At 45.1% G+C, this 4,587-nt stretch carries 3 protein-coding genes and 1 pseudogene; 3 read left to right on the forward strand and 1 reads right to left on the reverse strand.

The annotated features are described in order from the left end of the window. Positions 1-708 (reverse strand): annotated as a pseudogene (locus QVP40_RS13745) (endonuclease MutS2); the annotation flags it as partial. Between the two features lie 242 nt (positions 709-950). On the opposite strand from QVP40_RS13745, the gene QVP40_RS13750 reads away from it, so the two are divergent. From QVP40_RS13750 to rlmD, 3 genes are all read left to right on the forward strand, one after another. Then, the gene (locus tag QVP40_RS13750; RefSeq protein WP_022068935.1) at positions 951-2,216 is read left to right on the forward strand and encodes a S1C family serine protease; all 1,266 of its coding nucleotides are present in this window, start codon (positions 951-953) and stop codon (positions 2,214-2,216) included. Positions 2,217-2,232: 16 nt separating this feature from the next. Beyond that, positions 2,233-3,180 carry a 3'-5' exoribonuclease YhaM family protein gene (locus tag QVP40_RS13755; RefSeq protein ID WP_022068936.1) on the forward strand — a complete coding sequence of 316 codons (948 nt, stop codon included), beginning with the start codon at positions 2,233-2,235 and terminating at the stop codon, positions 3,178-3,180. A gap of 5 nt (positions 3,181-3,185) precedes the next feature. Continuing rightward, positions 3,186-4,587 (forward strand): 23S rRNA (uracil(1939)-C(5))-methyltransferase RlmD (gene rlmD, locus QVP40_RS13760; RefSeq protein WP_288200617.1); only part of this gene is annotated, 1,402 nt, incomplete at its 3' end.

Here is a 4,587-nt window from a genome sequence, read left to right on the forward strand (position 1 = left end):
CCGCATGTTATTATTCAGCTTTACCACAGCCATAGGCTCAATAAACAGAGTGGAACCGGTGGAAGACTGATCGTGGATCATGCCCGGAACCTGTCCTTTGTATTCAGCTTTGACAGGAATACAGTACCGGCCGTTTCTCATGGTGATCACAGAATCCTGAAGATAGGTACGGGCGTTTCCGTTTACCAGTCCGGAAAGCTGCGTATGGATCCTGTCATTGGTTACCTTCATATTTCTTCGTACCTGGCGCAGCGCAGGACTTGCGTCATCACTGATCTCATCTTCAGAGAGAATGCATCTTCTGATCTCTGAAGACAGAGGGGTCAGAGGAGCAAGCTGTTCAAACATACTGTCAAGAGAATCAGAGGGAAGGTCGCTCCGGTCGCCCCGGGAATAGGCTTTTACTCTGGAAGTGTTTTCCAGAAGCGCGCAGACAGAAAGAATTTCCATAATACCCAGAGAACTTCCGATCTCCAGTCGTTTCAGTGAGCCGCGGATATCCTTTACGCTTCCAAAAGAGACGGAACCCTTCTGAAAAAGACGGGTCAGGGCATCTTTTGTCTGAGTCTGCATGAGGCGGATCTTATTTATATCAGTAGAAGGCTGAAGCTTCCGGCACAGCTCTTTTCCCATAGGAGAGGAAGCCTTTTCTATAAGCCGTTCTATAATTTTTGGATACTCAAGTGAAGATAATGCTTTTTGATTCATAATTTTTTTCGCTGCCAGAAGCAGCATCTCCTGTAAATTCTGATAGTATTTAGTCTTTTATCATAACAGATTCTGATGTTTTTTTCCAGATGAAACACAGAATCAGAAAGAAAATTCTTCTACAATCTTATCATACATGATTTATTTCATAATGAAAAGGAAAAAGTATATTTTTGTTAATAAAAAGTTCATAAATTTTTGCTAAAATACACCTAAATTATCTGGTTTATGGGAGAATGGTTATGGTTGATAAAAAGGATCAGGACTATCCATTTATAAAAGAGACAATAAAAGAACGGCCCATAGATAAAAAGACAGTGCTCCGCAGGCTGGCAATGGCTGCATTCTGTGGAATTGTATTCGGAATTTGTGCAGTTGTAACGGTAATGGCTTTTGTGCCCAATATTTTCAGACAGTTTGAAAAAGAAGCGAAAAAACCGGAGACGGTACAGTTATCACCGCCTGCCGGCTCAGAATTCGCCAGAGGAACGGATACACAGACAGCGGAAAGTGTTCAGCCGGAAGAGGAGGAAGATGCAGATTCAGCAGACCATTTGAAAAATGTGTATAAAACCATCTGGGACATTGCAGAGGAACCGCGCAAGGCTCTGGTTCAGGTGACCGGACTTACGGACACAGAGGATTTACTGAATGATTCCCTCCTCACTTATGGGGATGAAGAAGGTATTGTTTTTCTGAAAAACAAAGATGCGTTTTATATTCTGACTACATCGGATGAGCTGGAAAAAGCGGAGAAATTCAAAATTACATTTTCTAATGGAGTGATGGCAGAGGGAACTCTGTGCGGAGCAGATCCCCGGACAAAGCTGGTAGTCGTCAGGGTTCCGGTAAAAAATGTAGAAGAGGAATACAGGGATGAGATTACTGCAGTGACTCTGGCTCCGCAGGACGACCGTCAGCAGACGGAGCCGGTGATTGCGATCGGAAGTCCAAATGGAGATACCAATTCCCTTATTTACGGAAATATTACCTCCATTTCCGGAAAGCTTACTATCCCGGATGCAGAATATACACTGATCACAACGAATATGGCTGCCGGTAATGACGGAGGCGGTGTGCTTCTGGATATGGACGGAAAGATGATCGGTATTATTCTGGATCATGAGGAAGAAAAAAGCTGCGTGATCCGTGCTGTATCGGTGGCGCAGCTTGGAACTCTTCTGGAAAAGCTTTCCAACGGAGAACCCATCTGCTATGCAGGACTGATCGGGACAACGATTTCTCAGATACAGTCTGAGAGCAGAGATATTCCGGGAGGGGTTTATATTGACCGGGTAGAAAGTAATTCCCCGGCTATGGTTGCAGGCGTTCAGAGCGGAGATATTCTTCACCGGATTAACGGAGAAGAAATTACCACAATGCGGGAATACAGTATCCGGCTTCAGAGTATGAAACCGGGACAGCAGGCAGAACTTACAGTATATCGCAAAAATCCATCAGGAGAATATGTGGACGTAGAATTAGATGTACTGATAAAACAAAAATAGAGAGGCAGAAAAAGAAATGCGTTTTATTAATGAATTACACGAAGGCGACAGAATCAGCGGAATTTATCTGTGTAAACAGAAACAGTCAGCGGTGACCAAAAACGGGAAACCTTATGACAGCATTATTTTACAGGATAAGACAGGAGTGCTGGACGGAAAGATCTGGGATCCAAACTCATTGGGAATTGATGAATTTGATGCACTGGACTACATAGATGTAATGGGCGATGTGACAAGCTTTGCAGGAGCCATGCAGGTAAATATCAAGCGTGTGCGCAAAGCCGGAGAGGGAGAATATGATCCGGCAGATTACCTTCCTGTCAGCGAAAACAGTGCAGACGATATGTATCGTCAGCTTTGCGATATGATCAGCACAGTAAAAAATCCATATCTGAACACAATTCTCAGGAAACTGTTTGTGGAAGATCAGGAGTTTATCAAAGCTTTCCAGGGACATTCTGCAGCCAAAACAGTTCACCATGGATTTATCGGAGGGCTTATGGAGCATACGTTAAGCGTGGCAAGGCTCTGTGATTATATGGCAGGCGCTTACCCTCTTCTGAAAAGAGATCTTCTGATCACAGCGGCGCTGCTGCATGATATTGGAAAAACAAAAGAACTTTCTGCTTTTCCTCAGAACGATTATACAGACGAAGGACAGCTTCTGGGGCACATTATCATCGGCTCTCAGATGATTCATGATCTGGCAAAGGAAATTCCGGATTTTCCGGAAGTGCTGGAAAATGAACTGATCCACTGTATTCTTGCTCATCACGGGGAACTGGAGTATGGATCTCCGAAAAAACCTGCGCTTGCAGAGGCAGTTGCTCTGAACCTGGCGGATAATACAGATGCCAGAATGGAGACACTGACTGAGATTTTTGCAGCAGATAAAGGAAAAAAAGACTGGCTTGGATATAACAGACTTTTTGAGTCAAATTTAAGAAGAACAGGAGAAGTGTGATCCTCATGGAATATCGTAAAAATGATATGGTTACGTTAGATATTGTGGATTGCGGTACAAATGGTGAAGGCATCGGCAAAGCTGATGGCTTCACTGTTTTTGTAAAGGACGCAGTCATTGGAGACAGAGTTACAGCCAAGATCATGAAAGCAAAAAAGAACTATGGGTATGGCAGACTTATGGAAATCCTGACGCCTTCTCCTGACCGTGCGGAGCCGGTATGTCCTTCTGCCCGTCAGTGCGGCGGATGCCAGCTTCAGGCGCTTTCCTATGAAAAACAGCTGGAATTTAAAGCTGACAAGGTTCGCGGGCATCTGGAACGGATCGGCGGCTTTGCCAATCTGCCCATGGAACCCATTATCGGTATGAAGGACCCGTTCCATTACCGCAACAAAGCACAGTTTCCGGTAGGACGGAACAGGGATGGAAAAATCGTAACAGGATTCTATGCAGGACGCACCCACAGCATTATCGAAAACAGGGACTGTGTCCTTGGCGTTCCGCAGAACAGAGAGATCCTGGACCGTGTAATTGACTATATGGAAACCTATGATATCTCCCCGTACGATGAGGTTACCGGAAAAGGCCTGATTCGCCATATTTTTACCCGTTACGGTTACCATACAGGAGAGATCATGGTCTGTATTGTTGCCAATGGCAGCAGGATTCCGCATCAGCAGGAGCTGGTGAAAGCTCTGAGAGAAATCCCGGGTATGACCAGCATTACTCTGAATATTAATAAAAATCGTAATAATGTAATCCTGGGAGAAAAAATCCAGGTTCTCTGGGGACAGGAATATATTACAGATAAAATCGGAGATATTTCTTATCAGATTTCTCCATTGTCTTTTTATCAGGTAAATCCACAGCAGACATGGGAACTGTATTCCAAGGCTCTGGAATACGCAGATCTTCACGGAGAGGAAACAGTGTGGGATCTTTACTGCGGCATTGGAACCATCTCTCTTTTCCTTGCCCAGAAAGCAAAATTTGTCCGCGGCGTGGAAATTGTTCCTGCCGCTATTGAAGATGCCCGCCGCAATGCACGGCTGAATGGAATAAAGAATGCAGAATTCTATGTAGGAAAAGCTGAAGAAGTCCTTCCGGATTACTATGCAGATTATGCTGCCCGCCATCCGGGCGAAAATGCCCGGGCCGATGTGATTGTTGTAGATCCCCCGAGAAAAGGCTGCGACGAGATACTGCTTGACACGATCGTAGAAATGCAGCCGGACAGAGTTGTGTACGTAAGCTGCGATTCCGCCACCCTGGCAAGGGATCTGAAATATCTGTGCCAGAGAGGATATCAGGTGGAGAAGGTGTGCCCGATGGATATGTTTCCCATGACGGTGCATGTGGAGACTGTGTGCCTCTTGAGCAACCGAAAACCTGACTCATATGTGCACC

The sequence above is a fragment of the Blautia sp. CAG:257 genome (genome assembly GCF_000433815.1).
Taxonomy (GTDB): domain Bacteria; phylum Bacillota; class Clostridia; order Lachnospirales; family Lachnospiraceae; genus Blautia_A; species Blautia_A caecimuris.

Coding starts and splice junctions, on each gene's coding strand:
- QVP40_RS13755 (WP_022068936.1), top strand. CDS start 2,233: ATGCGTTTTATTAATGAATTACACGAAGGCGACAGAATCAGCGGAATT.
- QVP40_RS13750 (WP_022068935.1), top strand. CDS start 951: ATGGTTGATAAAAAGGATCAGGACTATCCATTTATAAAAGAGACAATA.